Consider the following 20,558-nt stretch of genomic DNA (forward strand, 5'->3'; position numbering starts at 1 on the left):
ATTATATAATCATATTAATTAATTTATACAAAGTTTTTTTCAATTCTGTTCTTGGAGATATTATGTCTATAAATCCATGATCTATTAGAAATTCTGAGGTTTGAAATCCTTTTGGTAAATCTTTTCCTATTATTTCTTTTATAACTCTTGGACCAGCAAATCCTATTAATGCTCCAGGTTCTGCTATATTTATATCTCCTAATAAAGCATAAGAAGCACTTACTCCTCCCATAGTAGGATCAGTTAATATAGAAATATATGGAATTTTACAATTTTTCAATTGAGTTAATCTTGCTATAGTCTTAGCCATTTGCATTAACGAAAAAGAAGATTCCATAATTCTTGCTCCACCTGATTTAGATATAATAATGTATGGATATTTTTTTTCTATACAATATTTTATTGCTCTAGATATTTTTTCTCCAACAACTGATCCCATAGATCCTCCTATAAAAGAAAAATCCATACAAGATATTACTATTTTTATTCCTCCTATTTTTCCTATTCCAGTTCTAATAGCGTCATATAAATTTGTTTTTTTATTAGCTTCTATTATTCTATTAGAATATTTTTTATAATCTTTCCATCCTATTGGATCTTTACTTGTAATTTTACTATTTATTTCTAAAAATTTTTTATTATCAAATAAAATATCGAAATATTCTTTGCTATGTATCCTTACGTGATATCCATCTTCTGGACTAACATAAGCATTTTTTCTTAAAATATCTGTATCAACTATATTTCCACTAGGTGTCTTATACCATAAACCTTTAGGTAATGGTTTCCTATCATCTATAGATGTAATAATATTTTTTTTTTTTCTTAGAAACCAATTCATAAATTTATAATTTTTTATTATAAAGTATTAATATTATTCATTATTATGAAATATTTTTTTAATAGATTTTTAAAACTTTTTTCTCCTTCTCTTAACCAAATTCTAGGATCATAATATTTTTTATTTGGAATATATTCTCCATCTGGATTTCCTATTTGTTTTTTTATATATTCTTTGTTTTTATTCATATAATTTCTTATACCACAAGTAAAGGCATATTGGAGATCCGTATCTACATTCATTTTTACTACTCCATATTTAATAGATTCTTTAATTTCTTTTTCAGAGGAACCAGATCCACCATGAAAAACAAAAGATATAGGTTTTTCATTTGTATTAAATTTATTTTTTATGTATTCCTGAGAATTTTTTAATATTTTTGGACGAAGAATAACGTTACCAGGTTTATAAACACCATGAACATTTCCAAAAGAAGCAGCTATAATAAAATTATTACCAATATTTTTTAGCATTTTATAGGCATATAATATATCTTTTGGTTGTGTATAAAGTTTTTTATTTTCAATATTAGAATTATCTACACCATCTTCTTCACCTCCTGTTACACCTAATTCTATTTCTATAGAAATATTCATTTTATTCATTTTTTCGAAATATTTACTACAAATTTTTATGTTTTCTTTCAAAGGTTCTTGAGATAAATCTAACATATGTGAACTAAATAATGTCTTTCCATTTTTTTTATAAAAATCTTTGTTTGCCTTTATTAATCCATCTATCCATGTAAGATTTAGTTTAGAGCAATGATCAGTATGTAATATTACTGTTGATTTATAATGTTTAGCTAATGTATGAACATGCATAGCACATGCTATTGCTCCTTTTATTGCAGATTCTTGTTTATTTTTATTTTTAATAGAACCTAATCCAGCATTAAAAATAGATCCTCCATGAGATAATTGTATAATAATGGGTGAATTAATTAATGCAGCAGTTTCCATGGCAGTATTTATTGTATTGGATCCAATAACATTTACAGCTGGAATAGAAAAAGAATTATTTTTTGCATAATCAAAAAGTTCTTTTACAAGATTACCAGTAATTACTCCATAAGGAAATTTTCTATACATAATTATTTTAATTTTAAAGGATAAACAAATGTAAAAAAACTATTATAATTAAATTATTATATATATGTTTATTAAATTTTTTTAATAAAACTTTATATGTTAGATTTAGGAATTTTAAAAATATATAATGCTTCAGCTGGATCAGGGAAAACTTCTTTTTTAATAAAAAATTATTTATACATTGTTTTGACAAACAATGATCCCTTAATATTTAAAAATATATTAATTCTAACTTTCAATAAAAAATCTTCAGAAGATATAAAAAATAATATTTTAGAATGTATTAAAGATTTTTCTAAAAAAAATATTAGAAGAAAATATAATTTATTTTTTAATTATGTTATAGATAAATCTAATCTTAAAAAAAATGATTTATATAAACGTTCTAAAAAAGTATTAAATGAAATAATTTACGATTTTAATACATATATAGATAATATAAGTACAATAGATAAATTTACTTATCGTATTATATCTTCATTTCTACCTAATTTTTCATTAGAAATGAATACAAATAAATTTGTATATAAAATTATAAAAAATATTACATATAAATTAAAAAATTGTAAAACATTTAATAAATATTATTATCAATTTTTTATTGATATAATTAAAGATGGAAAAATTTGGAATTTAGACAAAGACTTTTATAAAATTACTACTTTAATGATAAATGAAAATTATTATCCTTACATTAAAGAATTAAAAAAATTATCATCAAAAGATTTCATAAATCTAAAATATATTTTAATTAAAAGGATTAATAAATTTGAAGAAATATGTAAAATACAAGGAAACAAGTTTTATAAGTTTATAACAAGTAAAAATATAGATAAAAAATCATTTATATACTCAGATGTCCCTAATTTTTTTAGAAAATTTTATATGAAAAATATTTTAATTAATCCATTTAAAAATAGGATTGAAAATAATATTAAAAAGAAAAATATTTTTTCTAAAGAAAATAAAAAAAATGATGTTTTTATAAAAGAAATAAATTTTCTATATAATCAAACAAAATTTTTATATAAAAAATATATATCTTGTTATACTATAGACAAACTTATATTAAATAATATAAATTTATTTTCCATTATTAATAATATAAATAAAGAATTTTTATTTTTAAAAAATGAAGAAAAAATTCTTCTTAATGAAGAAATTAATCAAATTCTTTATAATAAAATTAATAAGTCTTTACCAAAAATTTATGAAAAAATTGGATCTCAATATAAATATTATTTAATAGATGAATTTCAAGATATATCAATAATGCAATGGAAAAATATTGAATTTTTGATTGAGAATTCTTTATCAGAAAATGGATTAGCTATAATAGTAGGAGATCCAAAACAATCTATTTATAGATGGAGAGGTGGAGATTCTAAAAAACTTATTGAGTTAATTTATTATAAAAATTCTGTATATAAAAAAGAATTAAAATTTTTAAAAACAAATTTTCGTAGTTATATGGAAATTATAAAGTTCAATAATTTGTTTTATTCGTCAGTTTCTAAAAAATTCAATTGTCCAATATATAAAAATATATATAAAAACTCTATACAAAAAATATATCATAAAGATTACGAAGGATACGTTGAGTTAAATTTTATTGACTCAATAAGTATAAAAAAAGATAATTATAGAAAATGTATATATAATAATATAACAAAAAAATTAAAAGATTTATTAAAACAAAAATATTCATTATCTGATATAGCTATTTTAGTAAGAACAAATGAAGAAGGAAATTATTTATCAGAAATGTTGATAAAAAAAAAAATAAATGTCAATACATCTGTTTTTTTATTAATGAAGAATTGTTATGAAATAAAAATTATTATAAATTTTTTTTATATATTATCTAATAATTTTTCTTATAAAGAAAGAATATATTTAATTTTTTTATTAATAGATAATGATAAAATAAATATATCAAAAAAATATATACATAATTTTATTTATAAAACAATTTCATTATCAGTAGATTTATTTATAAGAGAAATTTCTAAAATAATTAAAAAAAAAAATTTATTTACATTAAATAAATTATATAATAAATCTATATATGATATATCAGAAAACATAATTGATTTTTTTGATTTATTAAATAATAAAAATATGTTATACATTTATTCTTTTTTAGATTTCGTTTATAGATCTATAAAAAAAGTTGGAAATTCTATTATAGATTTTTTAAAACATTGGGAATATGAAAAAGATAAAGAAAATGTTACAATTAATAATAATTTAAAAAAATCTATAAATATTATGACTATTCATAAATCTAAAGGATTACAGTTTCCAGTAGTAATTCTTCCTTTTGCTGATTGGAATATTTTTCTAAATAATGAAAAAATAAAATGGATTAAGATAAATCCTAATTTATATAATGGATTAAATCACTTTTATTTAGAAATAAAATCTTTTTATAAATATGTTAATAATAATGAAATAAATAATATGTATGAACAAACGTTATCTAATGCATTATTTGATAATATTAATTTATTATATGTAGCAACTACTAGACCTATACAACAACTAATCATTTTTTCTAAGCTAGAAAATAAAAAATTATCTATATCATATTATATGAAAAAATTTTTATGTAATAATGGTATATGGAATAATAAAAAAAATAAATATACTTTTGGAAAAAAGAAAAATAATATTATTTGACATGTTTATCAGCTCTATATGATGATCTAACTAAAGGGCCACTTTCAACATATAAAAATCCCATTTTTAATCCTATTTTTTTTAAATATTCAAAATAATATGGTTTTATAAACTTATGTACTGGATAATGTTTCAAAGATGGTTGTAAATATTGTCCTATTGTTAGTATATCTACATTAGATTTTTTTATGTCTATCATTGCTTCTATTACTTCATTTTTTGTTTCACCTAATCCTAACATTATACCAGTTTTAGTTCTTATTTTATTATTCTCATTCTTAATATATTTAAGTACTTGAAGACTTCTATCATATTTTGCTTGTACTCTAACTTTTTTTGTTAATCTATGTACTGTTTCTACATTATGAGATATAACTTCAGGTTCTACATTAATAATTTTTTTTATTATATTTTTATCACCTTTAAAATCTGGAATTAAAGTTTCTATTGTTATTGAATTATTTAAATTTCTTATTTCTTTTATTGTTTTTATCCACATGTAAGATCCCATATCTTTTAAATCATCTCTATTTACAGAAGTTAATACAACATGTTTTATTTTTAATATTTTTATAGATTTTGCTATTTTTTTTGGTTCTTCAAAATCTAATTCTCCTGGTTTTCCCTTATTTATTCCACAAAATTTACAAGATCTTGTACATATATTCCCTAATATCATAAAAGTTGCTACTCCATTTCCCCAACATTCACCTATATTAGGACAACTAGCACTTTTACAAACTGTATTTAATCCGTATATATTTGTTAAGTATTGTATTTTTTTATAATTTTTTCCTAAAGGAAGTTTTACTTTTATCCATTTTGGTTTTTTTTTTATCATATATTTTAATATTTTATATTTATCAAAAATCGATTTTATTTTTTATTTATTTATGAAAATATTTGCGAAAGATATTATTATAAAATTAGAAAAATTAGCTCCAAAAGAATATTCAGAATATTATGATAATGTAGGATTAATAATTGGATGTAAAGAACAGGAAATAAAAAATATATTATTAACGTTAGATTTAACTGAAAAAGTTATTGAAGAAGCAATTAAAAAAAATTGTAATTTTATAATAACTTTTCATCCAATTATTTTTTATCCAATAAAAAAAATTAATGGAGATAATTTTACAGAAAGAATTTTAATTAATGCGTTAAAAAATGATATATTAATTTATAGTATTCATACTAATTTAGATTATTCATGGAATGGTATTTCATCATATATTACAAACATATTAGGAATTAATAAAGAAAAAGTTCTAATTCCAAAAAAAAATATAATGAAAAAACTTTATACATATGTTCCAATTGATTATACTAAAAAGGTTAGAGATGCTCTTTTTAAAGCAGGTGCTGGAGAAATATCTAACTATAGTCATTGTAGTTATAGCTATAATGGAATAGGAAGTTATATGGGAAATAAATTTTCTAAACCATTTATTGGTGATAAGAATAAATTTTGTATTGAAAAAGAGACATGTATTAGCGTTATTTTCCCATCATTTAAATTGAAAAATATTAAAAAATCTCTTTTTGATAATCATCCTTATGAAGAAATTTCTTATGAAATTCATAATATAGAAAATATAAATCCTCATATAGGAATAGGTATTGTAGGAGATCTTTACAAAGAGATAAATGAATATAATTTTCTTTCTTTATTAAAAGATAAAATGAATTTATCATATATTAAACATTCTAAATTTATTAATAGAAATATTAAAAGAGTATCTATTATAAATGGATCTGGAAGATTTGGAATAGAACAATCAATAAAAGAATCATCTGATGCTTTTATTACTTCAGATTTAAAATATCACGATTTTTTTAAATCTGAAGACAAAATATTAATTATAGAAATAGATCATTACGAATCTGAAATATTTTTTAAAAAATTGATAAAAACTTTTTTGGAAAAAGATTTTAATTCTATTTTTATTTATGAATCTAAAATAAATACTAATCCCATTAAATATTTTTCATGACTAATTTAGATAAAATTAACTATACAGTAGAAAAATTAAAATTATTATATCATGTTCAATTAATAGATACTCGTATAGATGAAATAATAAAATTTCGTAATAATGTTCCTATAGAATTAAAAAATTTAGATAAAGAATTACAAAATACAAAAGATGATTTAAAAAATATTAAAAATAATATTTTATCTATAAAAAATGATATAGAAAACAAAAATAACAATATTAAAAAATATGAAATAATTATTAAAAATTATACATATAAAAAAAATGAAATAAACAATAATAATAAAGAATTATATTTATTTGATAAAGAAATTGATTATAAAAAATTAGAAATTAAATTATTAACAAAAAAAATTAAAGAATTAAATGATAATTTAAAAATTTTGAATAATATTTTAGAAAAAAAAGAATCTTTATTAAATAAAAAGAAGAAACATATTTCATTTAAAAAAAAAGAATTAAAAAATATTTTATTAGAAAATTATAAAGAAGAAAAAAAATTAGATAAAAAAATGTTAATTTTTTACAAAAAATTAGATAAAAAAATTTTAAATTTTTATAAAAAAATAAGAAAAAGAGTTAAAAATGGAATAGCTATTGCTCCAGTAAAAAGAGGTGCCCCGTTAGGATCATATTTATCTATAACACCTCAAAAATATTATGAACTGATACAAAGAAATAAATTATTAATAGATGAACATAGTGGTAGAATACTAATAGATTCTGAATTAGCTGAAGAAGAAAGAAAAAAATCTATTATAAATAAAAAATAAATAATTATGGTAAAAACTTATTCCTCAAATAATAATAATATTCTTATAAAAGATTTTTCTTTATTAGAAGTAATATCTTATAAAAAAAAATCTTTTAACGATTTTTTTTCTATAAAAGCTAACGTAATTATGTTTATATGTAACCATTGTCCATATGTAAAACATATTAATAAAGAATTAGTTAATTTGACTAATGATTTTATTAATGAAGGAATAGCTTTTTTAGCTATAAATTCAAATGATGTAGAAAAATATCCTGAGGATTCTCCAGAAAATATGAAAAAAATATCTATTAAATATAATTATCCATTTCCTTATTTTTTCGATGAAAAACAAGAAGTAGCTAAATATTATGATGCAAGATGTACTCCAGAATTTTTTGTTTTTAAAAAAGACGGAAAATTATGTTATCATGGACAATTAGATGATTCAAGACCAAATAATAAAATACCTGTTACTGGAAAAGATATTAGAATTATATTAAAAGATATATTAAAAGGAAAAATTTTTTATAATGCTATTATAAAAAAAAGTTATGGATGTAATATAAAATGGAAAAATTAATATTTTATATATTAAAATCTTTATATACAATATTTAAGAAATATTTAATAGTTTCAGATAAACTTTTTTCTATTATACCACCAGCTGCATTTTTATGTCCTCCTCCTGAGAAATATTTCCTAGAAAATAAATTAACATCAAATTTACCTTTTGAACGAAGTGAAATTTTGATAGGACTATTTTTTTTTTCTTCAAAAAAAAATACAGAAAAAATAATGTTTTTAACATTTAATCCATAATTAATAATACCATCTACGTCTCCTTGCTTATAAGAATAAAAAATTTCTGATGATTTTATATATGTATACGATATATTATATTCTTTTATAATTTTTAAATTTTTTAAAGCTATAGATAATAATTTTAACTTATTTTCATTATAATTTTCTTGTAAATGATTATAAATATAATATATATTAATTCCTTTTTTAATTAATGATCCAGCAATAAAATGAGTTTCTGAATCAATTGTTGGAAAACGAAAATATCCTGTATCTGTCATTAACCCTACATATAAACATGTAGCTATATCTTTATCTATCTTATTTAGATTATTCATATCTGATATTAATCTAAATACAATAATACTTGTAGCTGGAGCTTTAGAATCATGAAACATGATATCAAAATTTAATGGACATGGATGATGATCTATTAATACTTTTTTTGATTTAGAATTTTTAATAAATTTTTTTAATTCTCCAATTCTAGAAAAGTTATTTAAATCTATAAAAAAAATATAATCAGAATCTAAAATTATTTTTTCAATAAAAAATTTATTATTATTTGATAATACAATAATACTTTTTATTCCTGGCAGCCAAGAATAATATTCTGAATAATTTGTTGGAGATATTAAATTTACATTATAGTTTAATTTTCTTAAATAAATCATTAATCCTAAAGAGGATCCTAAAGCATCTCCATCAGGATTTTTATGTATTATTAATGTTATCTTATTTTTTTTTTTTAAAAAAAACATAATAATATATTATTTTCTTATTTTTAATCCTAATTCTTTTCCTTTTTTTAACATAACAGAATATGCAGAAAAAAAATTATTTTTTATTTTTCCTTCTAAAATAGCATCTTTTATATAATTTTTTATAGTACCAATTTTTTTACATGAATTAATATTAAATGTTTTCATAATATGAAATCCTGATATTGGAGATTTCCAATTCATGATACGATCTTTTTCTTCTAATTTTTTTATCTTTTTTAAAAGAGAAAAAATATTTTTTTTATATAAATTCTTCTTTATACTATCATTAGTAGTAATATCTGATAAACATAAATTTATTAAATCTTCCAAATCATCTCCAATATCAAATATAAATCTTCTTATTGCAGAATCACTAACATTATTCCCTATTAAAGAAATAGGTCTAGAACTATATTTAACCATTTTTTTTACATATTTTAATATTTTACCCTTTGGTAACTTTAAACGATTAAATATATTAGATATCATTTTACTTCCTATATATTCATGTGAATGAAAAGTCCAACCTATTTCTGGTATAAATCTTTTAGAACTAGTTTTTCCTATATCATGAAGTAATCCTGACCATCTTAACCATATAGAATTATATTTTTCTTTACTTAAATTATCAACAACTTGTAAAGTATGATAAAAATTATTTTTGTGTTTAAATCCATTTTTTTCTTCTACTTTTTCTAATAAAGTAACTTCAGGTAATAAAATAGATAATAATCCTGATTTATATAATAAAAGTAATCCAGTAGAAGGTTTGTTAGATAATAAAATTTTATTAAATTCTTCTATTATTCTTTCTTTTGATACAATATTTATCCTATCTTTATTTTTTATTATAGATTCAAACGAATTTTTATCAATATTAAATCTTAATTTAGTAGCAAACCTTATAGCTCTCATCATTCTAAGAGGATCATCAGAATAAGTAATATTTGAATTTAATGGTGTTCTTAATATTTTTTTACTTATATCCAATAATCCTTTAAATGGATCTATTAGTTTACCATAATTTTTACTATTAAGGCTAATCGCTAATGTATTTATTGTGAAATCTCTTCTATTTTGATCATCTTGTAATGAACCCTTACTTATAATAGGATTTCTACTATTTACATTTTTATATGATTCTTTTCTAGAACCTACAAATTCTATTTTGTAATTATTATATTCCAACATTGCTGTCCCATACCGTTTAAATATTATAATTTTAATTGGATTAATATTAGAAATTATTTTAGATACTTCCTTTGCTAGTAATATACCTTCTCCTATAGTTAGGATATCCAAGTCCTTGGACTCTACATTTCTCAATAAGAAATCTCTAACATATCCACCTATTACATAACTATCTTGATTAATTCTTCTAGAAGAAAAACTAATGATTTTAAATATATTTTTATAAATAGCACATGATAAATTCATTTTTTTAAAAACGTAAAATTTTTATTTTATTTGAAATAATTTTTATTATTATAGAATTATCATAAATAGATTTTTTTTTTCTACGAAAATTTACTATATAATCTACATTTTTTAAAATTTGTGGATTTATTTCAGAAAATGATTTAGGAGTTTTAAATCCTGATATATTGGCAGAAGTTGAAATAATAGGTTTATCTAATTCTCTAATTAAAGAACTACAAAATTTATCACTTGTTAAACGAATTGCTAAAGTTTTATAATTTAATATAAAATTGTTTTTTAATCTATATATTATTGTAATAGGTTTTTTTTTTTTTTTAAATTTTTTAATATAATTTTTTTTGTAAAATCTGATATTTTACCTACTAACTTTTGTAAACGATCTATATTTTCTACTAAAAAAATCATAGGTTTAAAACTATTTCTTTTTTTTATTTTATATATTTTTTTTATAGCATTTATGTTAAAAGCATCACACCCTAATCCCCAAACAGTATCTGTAGGATATAATAAAATTTTTCCTTTTTTAAGAAAATTTACGCTTTTTTTTACTTCTATTTTAAAAGACATTTATATTGATAAATTATGAGTTCTTAATGCATCATTTAATGATGTTTTTTTATTAGTACTTTCTTTTCTTTTTCCTATAATCAATGCACATGGAACATAATATATTCCAGCAGGAAATTTTTTTGGATAAGATCCAGGAATAACTACAGAATATTTAGGAATAAATCCTTTTATTTCGGTTGAATTTTGATTTGTTACATCAAAAATTTTAGTGGAAGATGTTATTACAACATTTGATCCTAAAACAGCTCCTTTTTTTATAATAATTCCTTCAACTAAAATACATCTAGAACCTATAAAAACATCATCTTCAATTATTACAGGGTAAGCTAGTAAAGGTTCTAATACACCTCCTATCCCTACTCCTCCACTTATATGGACTCGTTTACCAATTTGAGCACAACTTCCTATTGTAGCCCAAGTATCAATCATGGTTTCTTCTCCTATGTATGCCCCTATATTAACGTAAGATGGCATAAGTACAACTCCAGGAGATATATATGAACCATAACGAGCTATAGCATGAGGAACTACACGTATTCCTTTTTCTTTAAACTTATTTTTTATAGGTATTTTATCATAAAATTCCAATGGACCTAGTTCAATTTTATTCATTTTTTGAATAGAAAAATACATAATAATTGCTTTCTTTATCCATTCATTTACAATCCATTTATTATATGATAATTCACATACTCTTATTAATCCCTTCTCAATATTTTCAATTACTTTTATAACTGAATTTTTAATATTTTTATCAATTAACCATATATTTTTTTTATTCCAATAATTTTCTATTTTTAATTTTAAATTATTCACTTTAATTTATATTAATATCTACTAAACTAATAAACAAAAATAATAATAAAAAATATAAACTTAATTGTGTATGATTACTTTTTTATAAAAAATATATTTATGAGTAAAATATTAGGTATAGATTATGGTAAAATAATGACTGGATTGTCTATAACAGACAAAAATAAAATATTTGCATTTGGATTAAAATCAATTTTAACTAAAGATTTAATGTTTTTTTTAAAATCTATTATTTATAATGAAAAAATAGAAAAATTGGTAATTGGACTTCCTAAAAAACTTAATAATAAAATTGAATTATTATTAGAAAAAAAAATTAAGAAATTTATTAAAGAATTTAAAAAATTATATCCTTCAATATCTATATCTAGAATAGATGAAAGACTAACATCAAAAATATCTATTCAATATATGATATTAATGAAATTAAAATCAAAGAAAAAAAAAAAAAACAGAATAAAAAAAGGTAGAGTGACAACAGCCATGTTAAATAGTATTTTATGGGATAGAAATATATCCAAAGAAACTAAATTACATATAGTATTTTATGGAAATCCTATTCTAAGAAAAAAATGTTTAGATATTAATTTTTCTAATTATAAAAAAAAATATATTATTAGATTAATAGAAAATATGTTCGAAACAATAAATAAAGTAAAAGGAATAGGTTTAGCTGCACCTCAAATAGGGAAAAATATAAAATTATTTATAGTAGATACTCCTTTATTATTAAACAAAAATAATGAAGATAATTATAGAGAAATTTTTATTAATGCTAAATTATTAAAAATCTTTGGTAAAGAATATAAATTTAATGAAGGATGTTTAAGTTTTCCAGGAATTTATGGTTATGTAAAAAGAAAATCTAATATAATTATTGAATACCATAACCAATATGGAGAGAAAAAAATTAAATATTTTACAGGAATAAAAGCTAGAATTATACTACATGAATATGACCATATAGAAGGAAAATTATTTATAGATTATTTTTCTTTAAAAAAAAGAATATTAATAAAAAAATTATTTAGTAAAAATATTATTAAAAGTTAAATAATTGTTATTAGTTTTTTAAAACTTATAGGATCATTCATTGAAATATCAGAAAGAACTTTACGATTTATTTTTATATTTTTATCATATAATTTTTTTATAAATCTTGAATAAGATATTCCATACTTTCTAGATCCAGCATTAATTCTTTGTATCCATAATGATCTAAAATCTCTTTTTCTTTTTTTTCTTCCATAAAAAGAATACAGAAATGATTTTTCTACAGCATTTTTTGCAACAGTATAAATTCTATTTCTTGAACCGTAAAATCCTTTAGCTAATTTAATTATCTTTTTTCTTCTTTTTCTAGAAGAAACTGAATTTTTTGATCTTGGCATAATCTATATTTGTTTTTTAATATTCTTTTTATCTGATTTTTTTACCAAAAAAAAATTTCTTAATCGTCTTTTTCTTTTTTTAGATTTTTTAGTTAATAAATGATTCTTAAATGAACATTTTTTTTTTATATGTCCACTGCATGTTTTTTTAAATCTTTTTTTTGATCCTGATTTAGTTTTTAATTTAGGCATATAATTAAAATTTTTTTGGAGATATAATCATATACATTCTTTTACCCTCCATAATTGGCATTTGTTCTACTTTTCCATATTTTTCAATATCTTCTGCAAACTTTAATAATTTTATTTTACCTTGTTCTTTATATACAATAGAACGTCCTTTAAAAAAAACAAACACTTTTACTTTATCACCACGCATTAAAAATTTTTCAGCACTTTTTAGTTTAACTTTTCCATCATGATCTCCTATTTGTGGTCCAAATCTAATTTCTTTTGTATTAACTTTTACTTGTTTTGCTTTAAATTGTTTTTTTCTTTTTTTCTGTTCATATAAATATTTTTTATAGTCTAATATTTTACAAACTGGAGGTATTAATTTTGGATTTATTTCAACCAAATCCATTTCTCTTTCTTTTGCTAAAGAAAGAATATCTTTAGTTTTATATATTCCATTTTTAATAGATTTATCTCCAACTAAACGAATCATATTAGAATAAATTTTATTGTTAATACGATGAAATTCTTTTTTTTTTATAATTGGCTTGTAAACCCTCCTTTTCTTGTTTATTCTTGAAAATTTTTTTTTTATAATTATAAAATTTTTAAAATTTATATAAATTTATTTTATTTAAAATTTTTTTTATTCCATCAATATAATAGAATTTTCCTATATTTCCTAATTTATGACATCTTATTGATATCAAATTTTCTTTTTCTTCTTTCTCTCCTAAAATAATCATATAAGGAATTTTATCACTTTCAGAATCCCTGATTTTTTTATTAATTTTTTCATTTCTTTTGTCAATAAAAGATCTAATATTATAATTTAAAATTAAATTTAAAATTTTTTTTGCATAAATTATGTTCTTATTACTAATAGGCAAAATTGCTACATGATAAGGTACCATCCACAATGGTAAATCTCCTTTTGTATGTTCTATCATTATTGCAATAATTCTTTCTAATGAACCAAATGGTGCTCTATGAATCATTACAGGTCTATACTTTTTATTATCACTACCTCTATAATATAAATCAAATCTTTCAGGTAAATTGTAATCTATTTGAATAGTACCTAATTGCCAACTTCTTCCTAAAGAATCTTTTATCAAAAAATCTAATTTAGGACCATAAAATGCTGCTTCTCCATAATTAATAATAGCTTTTATATTTTTATTTTTAACTGATTCTAGTATTGATTCTTCTGCTTTTTTCCAATTTTCATCTGATCCTATATAATTTCCAATTTTATTGGGATCTCTTAATGAAATTCTAATTATATAATCTGTAAATCCTAAAAATTTAAAGATATAAAATACTAAGTTAATAACGTTATCAAATTCTACTAATAATTGATTATATGTACAAAATATGTGTGCATCATCTTGAGTAAAAGATCTAACCCTTATTAATCCATAAAGTTCTCCACTTTTTTCATATCTATAGACTGTACCAAACTCAGCAAATCGTTTAGGTAAATCCTTATATGACCATTCTTGTGAACGATAAATTTCACAATGATGTGGACAATTCATTGGTTTTAGTATAAATTCATCATTACTTGGTGTTTTAATAGGCTTAAAACTGTCTTTTCCATATTTATTCCAATGTCCACTTTTAATATACAATTTTTTGTTTCCAATATGAGGAGTTATTACCATTTCATATCCTGATCTTTTTTGTATTTTTATTAAAAATTTTTCTAAATTATTTCTAATAATTGTTCCTTTAGGTAACCATAATGGTAATCCGGATCCAACTTTATCTGAAAAAATAAAAAACTTTAATTTTTTACCAATTTTTCTATGATCTCTATCATTAGAATAAATGAAATCTTTTTCTTCCATATAAAATATTAAAAATATTACTTTTTATGATAAAAATAAATATAATTTTGCAGCCATTATACTTCCTATAATAGGACCTATTATAGGAATAATGGCATAATCCCAATTACTACTTCCTTTTCCTGGAATGAATAAAATACTATGAACAATTCTAGGACCTAAATCACGAGCAGGATTTATTGCAGGCCCTGTTATACCACCTAAAGATATGATAATTACTAATATTAATAATGAAGTTGGTAAGTATTCTAATGCTCCTAATTCTACTACTTCGTAGTCATCATTATTTAAAATTTCTCTACTAGATGAAATAAATAAAGAAGTGAATATAAAGATAAAAGTAGATAAAATCTCACTAAATAAATTAGAAAAGAAATTTTTTATATTAGGAATTGTAACAAAAACTGATAATTTATCTTTTTCACTTTTTGTTAATAAAAAATAATCTTTATAAAAAATATAAACAATAGTAGATCCTAAAATTGATCCAATTAATTGAGATAAAATATAAAAAGGTACTAATATCCAATTGAATTTTCCTACTAGAGCAAGACTTATTGTAACACAAGGATTTAAATGTGCCCCACTGTATGGAGCTGAAACAGTTACCCCAGTAAAAACAGCCAAAGACCAACCTATTGCAATTATTAACCATCCTTTATTTTTATCATTATCATTATTTTTCTTAGCTAAAAGAACATTAGCAGTTACCCCGTTTCCCAATAAAACTAAAATAGTTGTTCCTATTATTTCTGCACATATTTTTGTCATAATTTTTTTAATTTATTCCATAGACGACCAAGTACGAGTTGTTTTAATAGCTTTTTCCCATCCTTTAATTATTTCTACACGTCCAATAATTTTTTTAGGATTAAAAATAATTTTTTTCATTTTCCATTTACTTTTAATATCTTCTAATCCACTCCAATAATTAACAGCTAATCCAGATAAATACGCTGCCCCAGCAGCAGTTAATTCAGATATTCCATATTTTACTACTCTTACGTTTAAGATATCTGATTGAAATTGCATTAATAATTTATTAACTGTTGCACCTCCGTCTACTCTAAGCTCTTTAATAGAAATACCAGAATCTGCTTCCATAGATTTAATAACGTCCATATTTTGAAAAGCAATGCTTTCCAATGAAGCACGAACAAAATGAGCAGATGATGTCCCTCTTGTTATTCCTACAATCACTCCTCTTGCTCTATTATCCCAATACGGAGCACCTAAACCAGAAAAAGCTGGTACTATATATAAACCCCCCGTATCATTTACTGATGATGCAATCTTTTCTACTTCATTTGAAGATGATATAATTTTTAATCCATCTCTAAGCCATTGAATTACAGCTCCTGCAATAAAGACACTTCCTTCTAATGCATATTGAACTTTGTTATTAACTTTCCACGCAATAGTAGTTATTAAATTATTTTTAGAAAAAATAGGTATATTTCCAATATTCATTAACATAAAACATCCCGTTCCATAAGTATTTTTAACCATTCCTACTTTTGTACACATTTGTCCAAAAAGAGATGCCTGTTGATCTCCCGCAATTCCTGATATAGGAATATTTTTAGAAATAATATTACCTGTTGTATATCCAAATATCTCACTAGATGATTTAACTTCTGGTAACATATTTTTTGGAATATTAAACAAATTAATTAATTCACTATCCCAATTTAATGTATGAATATTAAATAACATAGTTCTAGAAGCATTAGTTACATCCGTAACATGTATTTTTTTACCAGTTAGATTCCAAATTAACCATGTGTCTATAGTACCAAATGCTAAAATACCTAAATACGCTTTTTTTCTAGCACCTGGAATGTTATCTAATATCCATTTAATTTTAGTTGCAGAAAAATAAGGATCTATTATTAATCCTGTTTTTTTTCTAATCATTCCAGTTAATCCTTCTTTTTTAATTTGATCACAATATTTAGATGTTCTTCTATCTTGCCAAACTATAGCATTAAAGATCGGTTTCCCAGTAATTTTATCCCATACTACTGTAGTCTCTCTTTGATTTGTTATTCCTATTGATACAATATTTTTTCCATTTAAATCTGCTTTTAACATTGCTTCTAAAGCAACAGAAGCTTGTGTAGACCATATTTCTTCTGCATTATGCTCTACCCATCCAGGATAAGGATATATTTGGGTAAATTCTTTTTGAGCTATAGATATTATATTTCCAATGTTATCGAAAATTATAGCTCTAGAACTTGTAGTACCTTGATCTAAAGATAGCACATATTTATTCATAAATAAATGAATTAAAACAACCATTCTACTTAATTTTCTTTATTATCCTTTGGGTAATAATACCGCATAGCTAGTTGTTTAAAAGATGCTATTTGTAATTTTTCCCATTTCTCATCACGAGAAAGTTCTTTAGCCATTAAAGACGCTACTTTTGGGGCTATATCTATTGATTTTCTTGCATTTAAAAACAACAAACGAAATCTTCTTGCTAAAATATCTTCAACAGTTCTTGCCATTTCATGACGTACCATCCATATTACTTCTGCTTCAGTGAAAGAATATGTTTTATTATCATAAAATAATTTTTTTCTTAAAATAGGATTATTTTTTATTAATTTTTTAATATTAAGTTTATCTTCTCCATATCTATCCAAATAAGAAGATTCATTATTATCTAATTCATAATTAGATCCATGAATTTTTAAATTTTTTGTTATAGAGGGTTTTCTTATTAATCTTCCTATTTCAATAGCTTTATTAACGGCATCTTCTCCCATTTTTCTATATGTAGTCCACTTACCTCCTATTATATTAATTAATCCAGATGGATTAACTATAATTTTATGAGATCTAGAAATATCTTTAGTTTTTTTTTTATTTTTTTTAGGATAAAAAAGAGGACGAAGTCCAGAAAATGCACTTAATATATCGCTTTTTTTAGGTTTAGTAATAAAATATTTTCTAAAATTATTTAAAATAAAATCAATCTCTTCTTCTAAAGGTAACGGATCAAGACTACTTTTAGTTAAAAGAGTATCAGTTGTTCCTATTAAAATATGGTTATACCATGGAACACAAAATAATACTCTTCCATCCGTGGTTTTAGGTATTACTAAAGCATTTTTACTACTAAAAAAAGATTTATTTAGAACAATATGTGTTCCCTGACTAGGTCTAATTGATATATTAGATTCAAGTTCATCCATTTTTGAAATGGAATCAGAAAAAACTCCTGTTGCATTAATAACTACTTTAGAAGAAAGAGAGTATTCTTTTTTATTTTCAATATCTACAGCTATAACTCCAGATATTTTTCCATTTTCTTTTTTTAATTTATTAACTCTGAAATAATTTAGTAATACTCCTTTATAATTTACACAAGTTTGTGCTATATTTATAATTAAACGAGAATCATCAAATTGACCATCATAGTATAATATTCCACCTTTTAATTTATTGTTTCTAATTTCAGGAAAATTATTAATTATATCATTTTTAGACAAAAAAATAGATTTTCCAAAACTTAAAGAACCTGATAACCATTCATATAACTTTAATCCTGCCCAATAAATAAATCCTGTTCCAATATTAAAAATTGGTATAACAAATTTTTTTTTCTTTACCAAATGAGGTGCATTTTTTAATAAAAATCCTCTTTCTTTTAATGCTTCACAAACTAATTTTATATTTCCTTGAGCTAAATATCTTATTCCTCCATGAATTAATTTAGTGCTTCTACTAGAAGTCCCCTTAGAAAAATCTTCTTGTTCTAAAAGAAGAGTTTTATATCCTCTAGATGAAGAATCTAGAGCTATACCAACACCAGTCGCTCCACCTCCTATAATAATTATATCCCAAACATCAACATTTTTTAAAACGTTTAAGAATTTTTTTCTATTTAAAAAATGTTTCATAATATTCAACAGTGGGAATTTCAATATTAATTTTCATAATTATTTGATTTATTGAAAAAGAATTAACTAACAAAATTAAAAATATTTTCATTTAAAATGAAATTTTTAAATTAAATTTCATTTTTATTTTTTGTTAATTTTTGACAAGAAATCTTCTATAATACTTTTGTTTGAATTAACATTAATTTTTTTAATCATTTTGTTCATATTATTAAACTGTTTTAGTAATTTATCTATTTCATTAAAAGAACGCCCAGAGCCTTTAGAAATTCTATTTTTTCTACTAATACCAGTTTCTGAATAAAAAACTTCAGGATTTTTTTTTTCATAAGAAGTCATAGATAAAATTATAGATTCAATTTTTTCAAAAGACATTTTATTATCGTTATCAAAAAAATTTTTATTAATTCCTGGAATCATAGATATGATATTTTTTATATTACCAATCTTTTTTATCCTGTTTATTTGATCTAATAAATCATAAAAATTAAATTTATTTTTTAATATTTTTCTATGAATATTTTTAGCTATTTTTTCATCAAATTGTTCTTGAACTTTTTCTACAAAAGAAATAACATCTCCCATACCTAAAATTCTATTTGCCATTCTGTCTGGATGAAATATTTCTATGTTATCTATTTTTTCCCCATTACTAATAAATTTAATTGGTTTTTTTACTATATTAGAAATTGTTATAGCTACTCCTCCTTTATTATCACCATCTAATTTTGTTAATACAAGACCATCTATATTTAATGTTTTTAAAAATAATTTTGCGCTATTTATAGCATCTTGTCCAATCATTGAATCTACTATAAATAAAGTTTCAGATGGATTAATATTTTTACTAATTTCACTTATTTCTTTCATCATAAAATCATCTATGGCTAATCTACCAGCTGTATCAATAATAATTATATTTCTATTTTTATTTTTGGAATATATAATAGATTGATTTACAATATCTAAAACATTTTTATTATTTTTTAAATAAAAAACAGGTACATTTATTTTATTTGCTAATGAATTTAATTGATCTATAGCTGCTGGACGATAAACATCTGCAGCTACTAAAAGTGGATAATATCCCTTTTTTTTTAAAAAAAAAGATAATTTAGATGAAAAGGATGTTTTTCCACTACCTTGTAATCCACAAATTAATATTATTGAAGGATTTTTAGATAAGTTTAGATCTATTTTTTTACCCCCCATTAGTTTAACTAATTCATCATAAACAAATTTTATTATTAATTGTTTTGGATTTAAAGATTTTAATACTTTTTTACCAATAGATTTTTTTTTTATTTTTTTTATAAATTTTATTACAATTTCATGATTAACATCTGAATCTATAAGGGCTTTACCTATTTCTTTTAAAACAACAGATACGTTAATTTCTGTTATTTTATTTTCTTTTAAAATATTAAAAGATTTATCAATTTTTTCTTTTAAATTTTTGAACAT

The 20,558-nt window shown here is 21.3% G+C and carries 21 protein-coding genes; 5 read left to right on the forward strand and 16 right to left on the reverse strand.

From position 1 onward, the window contains the following. Position 1: 1 nt before the first annotated feature. Together accD and fbaA are read right to left on the reverse strand one after the other, a co-directional pair. On the reverse strand, positions 2 to 841 hold the full coding sequence (gene accD, locus H0H34_RS00755) for an acetyl-CoA carboxylase, carboxyltransferase subunit beta (protein ID WP_185873426.1): 840 nt from the start codon (positions 839 to 841) through the stop codon (positions 2 to 4). A 17-nt stretch (positions 842 to 858) separates the two neighbouring features. Next, the gene (fbaA, locus tag H0H34_RS00760; protein ID WP_185873427.1) at positions 859 to 1,932 is read right to left on the reverse strand and encodes a class II fructose-bisphosphate aldolase; all 1,074 of its coding nucleotides are present in this window, start codon (positions 1,930 to 1,932) and stop codon (positions 859 to 861) included. 96 nt (positions 1,933 to 2,028) lie between these two features. Here fbaA and H0H34_RS00765 point away from each other — a divergent pair, with 96 nt between their 5' ends. Next, positions 2,029 to 4,614 carry a UvrD-helicase domain-containing protein gene (locus tag H0H34_RS00765; protein WP_185873428.1) on the forward strand — a complete coding sequence of 862 codons (2,586 nt, stop codon included), beginning with the start codon at positions 2,029 to 2,031 and terminating at the stop codon, positions 4,612 to 4,614. On the opposite strand, the gene lipA is transcribed toward H0H34_RS00765, so the two are convergent. Continuing rightward, positions 4,607 to 5,455 (reverse strand): lipoyl synthase, encoded by an 849-nt coding sequence (gene lipA, locus H0H34_RS00770; RefSeq protein ID WP_185873429.1) that lies wholly within the window; start codon positions 5,453 to 5,455, stop codon positions 4,607 to 4,609. The genes H0H34_RS00765 and lipA overlap by 8 nt on opposite strands. Positions 5,456 to 5,507: 52 nt before the next feature. Here lipA and H0H34_RS00775 point away from each other — a divergent pair, with 52 nt between their 5' ends. The 3 genes from H0H34_RS00775 to H0H34_RS00785 are packed head-to-tail and all read left to right on the forward strand — an operon-like array spanning position 5,508 to position 7,951. Continuing rightward, the gene (locus H0H34_RS00775; RefSeq protein ID WP_185873430.1) at positions 5,508 to 6,611 is read left to right on the forward strand and encodes a Nif3-like dinuclear metal center hexameric protein; all 1,104 of its coding nucleotides are present in this window, start codon (positions 5,508 to 5,510) and stop codon (positions 6,609 to 6,611) included. Further along, a complete protein-coding gene (locus H0H34_RS00780) occupies positions 6,608 to 7,387 on the forward strand; it encodes a zinc ribbon domain-containing protein (protein ID WP_185873431.1) in 780 nt (259 codons plus the stop codon). Before H0H34_RS00775 ends, H0H34_RS00780 begins: the two co-directional genes overlap by 4 nt. 6 nt (positions 7,388 to 7,393) lie before the next feature. Beyond that, positions 7,394 to 7,951 carry a thioredoxin family protein gene (locus tag H0H34_RS00785; protein ID WP_185873432.1) on the forward strand — a complete coding sequence of 186 codons (558 nt, stop codon included), beginning with the start codon at positions 7,394 to 7,396 and terminating at the stop codon, positions 7,949 to 7,951. A 4-nt stretch (positions 7,952 to 7,955) separates the two neighbouring features. Here the strand turns inward: H0H34_RS00785 and H0H34_RS00790 are convergent, their stop codons facing one another. From H0H34_RS00790 to H0H34_RS00805, 5 genes are read right to left on the reverse strand one after another with little or no spacing between them, the layout of a single operon-like run. Then, the gene (locus H0H34_RS00790) at positions 7,956 to 8,933 is read right to left on the reverse strand and encodes a DHH family phosphoesterase (protein WP_185873433.1); all 978 of its coding nucleotides are present in this window, start codon (positions 8,931 to 8,933) and stop codon (positions 7,956 to 7,958) included. A 9-nt stretch (positions 8,934 to 8,942) separates the two neighbouring features. Continuing rightward, a complete protein-coding gene (locus H0H34_RS00795) occupies positions 8,943 to 10,373 on the reverse strand; it encodes a CCA tRNA nucleotidyltransferase (RefSeq protein WP_185873434.1) in 1,431 nt (476 codons plus the stop codon). A gap of 4 nt (positions 10,374 to 10,377) precedes the next feature. Next, a complete protein-coding gene (locus tag H0H34_RS02940; protein WP_317167298.1) occupies positions 10,378 to 10,728 on the reverse strand; it encodes an L-threonylcarbamoyladenylate synthase in 351 nt (116 codons plus the stop codon). Further along, positions 10,665 to 10,943: an L-threonylcarbamoyladenylate synthase gene (locus H0H34_RS02945; RefSeq protein ID WP_317167295.1), complete on the reverse strand. Its 279-nt coding sequence runs from the start codon at positions 10,941 to 10,943 to the stop codon at positions 10,665 to 10,667. The genes H0H34_RS02940 and H0H34_RS02945 overlap by 64 nt, the downstream gene beginning before the upstream one ends. Continuing rightward, complete coding sequence (locus tag H0H34_RS00805; RefSeq protein ID WP_185873553.1) at positions 10,944 to 11,768, reverse strand: 2,3,4,5-tetrahydropyridine-2,6-dicarboxylate N-succinyltransferase; 825 nt, start codon at positions 11,766 to 11,768, stop codon at positions 10,944 to 10,946. Positions 11,769 to 11,861: 93 nt separating this feature from the next. Between H0H34_RS00805 and def the strand changes: the two genes are divergently transcribed. After that, entirely contained in the window at positions 11,862 to 12,815 is a 954-nt protein-coding gene (def, locus tag H0H34_RS02905; RefSeq protein ID WP_238785462.1) for a peptide deformylase, read from the forward strand. Here the strand turns inward: def and rplT are convergent. The 8 genes from rplT to ffh all read right to left on the reverse strand — a co-directional run bounded on the left by rplT (position 12,812) and on the right by ffh (position 20,558). After that, positions 12,812 to 13,153 (reverse strand): 50S ribosomal protein L20, encoded by a 342-nt coding sequence (gene rplT, locus H0H34_RS00820; RefSeq protein WP_185873435.1) that lies wholly within the window; start codon positions 13,151 to 13,153, stop codon positions 12,812 to 12,814. The two genes, def and rplT, sit on opposite strands and share 4 nt — an antisense overlap. Before the next feature lie 3 nt (positions 13,154 to 13,156). Then, entirely contained in the window at positions 13,157 to 13,345 is a 189-nt protein-coding gene (rpmI, locus tag H0H34_RS00825; protein WP_185873436.1) for a 50S ribosomal protein L35, read from the reverse strand. 4 nt (positions 13,346 to 13,349) lie between these two features. Beyond that, positions 13,350 to 13,820 carry a translation initiation factor IF-3 gene (gene infC / locus H0H34_RS00830; protein WP_238785463.1) on the reverse strand — a complete coding sequence of 157 codons (471 nt, stop codon included), beginning with the start codon at positions 13,818 to 13,820 and terminating at the stop codon, positions 13,350 to 13,352. 115 nt (positions 13,821 to 13,935) lie between these two features. Beyond that, positions 13,936 to 15,180, reverse strand: a complete 1,245-nt coding sequence (thrS, locus tag H0H34_RS00835) for a threonine--tRNA ligase (protein ID WP_185873437.1) — start codon at positions 15,178 to 15,180, stop codon at positions 13,936 to 13,938. Between the two features lie 24 nt (positions 15,181 to 15,204). Then, a complete protein-coding gene (locus H0H34_RS00840; protein ID WP_185873438.1) occupies positions 15,205 to 15,951 on the reverse strand; it encodes an MIP/aquaporin family protein in 747 nt (248 codons plus the stop codon). A 12-nt stretch (positions 15,952 to 15,963) separates the two neighbouring features. Further along, positions 15,964 to 17,460 carry a glycerol kinase GlpK gene (gene glpK / locus H0H34_RS00845; protein ID WP_185873439.1) on the reverse strand — a complete coding sequence of 499 codons (1,497 nt, stop codon included), beginning with the start codon at positions 17,458 to 17,460 and terminating at the stop codon, positions 15,964 to 15,966. Between the two features lie 29 nt (positions 17,461 to 17,489). Then, complete coding sequence (locus tag H0H34_RS00850) at positions 17,490 to 19,094, reverse strand: glycerol-3-phosphate dehydrogenase/oxidase (RefSeq protein WP_185873440.1); 1,605 nt, start codon at positions 19,092 to 19,094, stop codon at positions 17,490 to 17,492. Between the two features lie 123 nt (positions 19,095 to 19,217). Then, positions 19,218 to 20,558, reverse strand: coding sequence for a signal recognition particle protein (gene ffh, locus H0H34_RS00855; protein ID WP_185873441.1), 1,341 nt, complete (start codon positions 20,556 to 20,558; stop codon positions 19,218 to 19,220).

This window comes from Blattabacterium cuenoti (genome assembly GCF_014252375.1).
GTDB lineage: Bacteria > Bacteroidota > Bacteroidia > Flavobacteriales > Blattabacteriaceae > Blattabacterium > Blattabacterium cuenoti_AH.

Coding starts and splice junctions, on each gene's coding strand:
- accD (WP_185873426.1), bottom strand. CDS start 841: ATGAATTGGTTTCTAAGAAAAAAAAAAAATATTATTACATCTATAGAT.
- fbaA (WP_185873427.1), bottom strand. CDS start 1,932: ATGTATAGAAAATTTCCTTATGGAGTAATTACTGGTAATCTTGTAAAA.
- H0H34_RS00765 (WP_185873428.1), top strand. CDS start 2,029: ATGTTAGATTTAGGAATTTTAAAAATATATAATGCTTCAGCTGGATCA.
- lipA (WP_185873429.1), bottom strand. CDS start 5,455: ATGATAAAAAAAAAACCAAAATGGATAAAAGTAAAACTTCCTTTAGGA.
- H0H34_RS00775 (WP_185873430.1), top strand. CDS start 5,508: ATGAAAATATTTGCGAAAGATATTATTATAAAATTAGAAAAATTAGCT.
- H0H34_RS00780 (WP_185873431.1), top strand. CDS start 6,608: ATGACTAATTTAGATAAAATTAACTATACAGTAGAAAAATTAAAATTA.
- H0H34_RS00785 (WP_185873432.1), top strand. CDS start 7,394: ATGGTAAAAACTTATTCCTCAAATAATAATAATATTCTTATAAAAGAT.
- H0H34_RS00790 (WP_185873433.1), bottom strand. CDS start 8,933: ATGTTTTTTTTAAAAAAAAAAAATAAGATAACATTAATAATACATAAA.
- H0H34_RS00795 (WP_185873434.1), bottom strand. CDS start 10,373: ATGAATTTATCATGTGCTATTTATAAAAATATATTTAAAATCATTAGT.
- H0H34_RS02945 (WP_317167295.1), bottom strand. CDS start 10,943: ATGTCTTTTAAAATAGAAGTAAAAAAAAGCGTAAATTTTCTTAAAAAA.
- def (WP_238785462.1), top strand. CDS start 11,862: ATGAGTAAAATATTAGGTATAGATTATGGTAAAATAATGACTGGATTG.
- rplT (WP_185873435.1), bottom strand. CDS start 13,153: ATGCCAAGATCAAAAAATTCAGTTTCTTCTAGAAAAAGAAGAAAAAAG.
- rpmI (WP_185873436.1), bottom strand. CDS start 13,345: ATGCCTAAATTAAAAACTAAATCAGGATCAAAAAAAAGATTTAAAAAA.
- infC (WP_238785463.1), bottom strand. CDS start 13,820: ATGATTCGTTTAGTTGGAGATAAATCTATTAAAAATGGAATATATAAA.
- thrS (WP_185873437.1), bottom strand. CDS start 15,180: ATGGAAGAAAAAGATTTCATTTATTCTAATGATAGAGATCATAGAAAA.
- H0H34_RS00840 (WP_185873438.1), bottom strand. CDS start 15,951: ATGACAAAAATATGTGCAGAAATAATAGGAACAACTATTTTAGTTTTA.
- glpK (WP_185873439.1), bottom strand. CDS start 17,460: ATGAATAAATATGTGCTATCTTTAGATCAAGGTACTACAAGTTCTAGA.
- H0H34_RS00850 (WP_185873440.1), bottom strand. CDS start 19,094: ATGAAACATTTTTTAAATAGAAAAAAATTCTTAAACGTTTTAAAAAAT.
- ffh (WP_185873441.1), bottom strand. CDS start 20,558: ATGTTCAAAAATTTAAAAGAAAAAATTGATAAATCTTTTAATATTTTA.